1 protein-coding gene and 2 pseudogenes are annotated in these 2,238 nt (G+C 35.9%); 1 reads left to right on the top strand and 2 read right to left on the bottom strand.

Annotated elements, in window-relative coordinates; translation table 11 throughout:
- Positions 1–174: pseudogene (locus R3333_RS14180) on the top strand (mechanosensitive ion channel protein MscS); the annotation flags it as partial.
- A 988-nt stretch (positions 175–1,162) separates the two neighbouring features.
- On the opposite strand, the pseudogene R3333_RS14175 reads toward R3333_RS14180, so the two are convergent.
- Both R3333_RS14175 and R3333_RS14170 read right to left on the bottom strand, forming a co-directional pair.
- A pseudogene (locus tag R3333_RS14175) lies at positions 1,163–1,246 on the bottom strand (hypothetical protein); the annotation flags it as partial.
- A gap of 284 nt (positions 1,247–1,530) precedes the next feature.
- Positions 1,531–2,238, bottom strand: a 708-nt coding sequence (locus tag R3333_RS14170) for a hypothetical protein (protein ID WP_318959422.1), incomplete at its 5' end; no start/stop codon positions are given.

The following is a 2,238-nucleotide window of genomic DNA, read 5'->3' as shown; positions in this document are numbered from 1 at the left end:
GAAGTCGTTAAAGTTGGTGTATCCTATGGGAGCGACGTCGAAAGGGTACGCGAAGTATTACTGGAGTGCGCCCGGGAGCAAAAAGGAATTCTGAAAAAACCGGAACCATTCGTGCTTTTCGAAGATTTTGGAGATTCCGCTTTGTTGTTCGGGCTTCATTTTTACGTTTCAGACGATAGATAAAGAAAAGTGCAACTATTACTACCAACAGAGCCAACAAGGCTATCAACAAAATTCTAAATCTAATTAACGCGGTTTTTTGTTCTAGAACTTTAATATTCTTCTCCTGTTCCTGCACCCGCAATTGCTCCTCATGTAATTGACTTTTAATCTTTAAATTTTGAAAACTTGATTTAGCAGCATACAACTCCTCCATTTCTTCACTTCCATATAAAGATTCAAAGAGTCGTATGTATTTCTTATTATATTCCAATGCCTTACCGTAAAGCTTCATAGCTTCATAGGTATCACTAAAACATTTATAAAATGTTAAGTTAATTTTCGACCACTCTTGCGAATTCGATTGCTTTACCTTTTCAAACTCTTTCAGATTAACTAAAGATTGCTGGTAATTATTAATATCTAAATTCAATTTAGCCACCTCTAACAAAGCCTTAGCAATGTAAACACTGTCTTTCGATTTTCTACAAAATCCTAAAACCTCCTGCCATAACACTAATGCACTATCACTTTGCCCCAAGAAAAACCTTGTATTCCCTATATTTCCTAGAACCGTCGCTTTCATAAAAAGTCCTTTAGAGGTTGTGTCTTTCACATAATAGGCATAGGAAACTTCAAACTCCCTGAGTGCAGCCTCATAATCACCTTCTTCAATATACGTTATCCCTATGTTGTTTTTACCAAATGCAATTTCTCGTTCATCTAAATACTCCTCAGATAATTTAAGGTATTCTTGGTAATACACACGTGCAGAATCCCATTGATTTAATTCCAAATAAAGGTTACCTATGTAATGATCCAAGATGTGTCCTTTACGATCTAACCCTTGCTTGTATAATTCTTCCTGCTGTAATTTTCTTTGAATGATAGCCTCTTTGTAAGCGCCTATGCTTTGTAAGGCCAAAGCTATTCGAAAATGAATTCTTGTAGCTATTCCTTGATCATCTTTAAATTCAGGCAGCCCTTTTAACATTAAAGCTTCGTAGGCATACTTTAAAGATGCTTGATATTCTTTTCTATCGTAATAAACACTGGCTAGGTTCAGTTGAAATTTTAGCGCATACATGAGCTCCCCCTCATCCATGGCTCTTTGATAGGCTAGATTGATATCCTCTATCTTAACATCCTTAGTATGCTCGAAATGTTCGGACAATTTTTCTAAACTCCATTCATTTACAGGAATGGTTGTCGTTTCACTTTCTTGGGCGCGGGCAAAAAGCAAGGAAAAACTAAAAGCTATAAATAGGAATATTGCGTACAATCGAACTATCATACCCACAAAAATAAACTTCTTAAGCGCTCCTTGTAAACTAGAACTTAAAAATATTCATAAGGATAGTCGTCAATGTGTTAAATAGACTTTAAGTAATCGTAAAGTATGGTTCCTTTTTCCAAGCCCATTTTTTTACTTAGTCTATTCTTTGAAACCTTAACGGATTGTGGGGTAATTGACTTCACAATTGATATTTGCTTGGTCGTAAGTTTTAACCGTATCAAACCACACAACTTTAAATCATTTTTGGTTAGCTCAGTATGTTGTCGTTTTAATTTGGCAAAAAACTCCTCCCCTAACTCAGAGACCAATTTTTCCATTTCCAACAAAGAACTATCCATCTGCAATTCATTTTCTAAAAACAGTTTTATGGACGACCTTTCATTGGGTGCCAAGCCTTCTAATTCTCCAATTTTTTTCTTTAAATCTTCTGCAAAATCTTTCTTACGGGCTAAAGTTATACTCGTCTCTGTTAAGCGTTCAGACTGGTTTTCTGCGGTGGCTTTCAACAAGTCTTTTTGAAGTTTTTCCACCTCGTGTTTACGTTTGTAACGCAATACAAAATAAAGCGCTACTATCAATCCCAACAAAGCAATTAAAACTACAGAAAACAAGCGTAAACCTTGTAAAGCATTTTCTTTTTCCAGCAAGGCAATCTGCTCAGCTTGACGTTCTGTCTCTACCCTTTTTAACTTCATTTTATTTTTCACATCCAAGCTCTGGAAGTGAGAACGAGAAAGTAGCATTTCATCCATTTTCTTTCTTCCATACAGCACTTCATACTG

The organism is Lishizhenia sp., from assembly GCF_033720595.1.
Taxonomy (GTDB): Bacteria; Bacteroidota; Bacteroidia; order Flavobacteriales_D; family Crocinitomicaceae; genus Lishizhenia.
The sequence above is the reverse complement of the archived record's forward strand: the minus strand, read 5'-3'. Positions and strand labels throughout refer to the sequence as shown.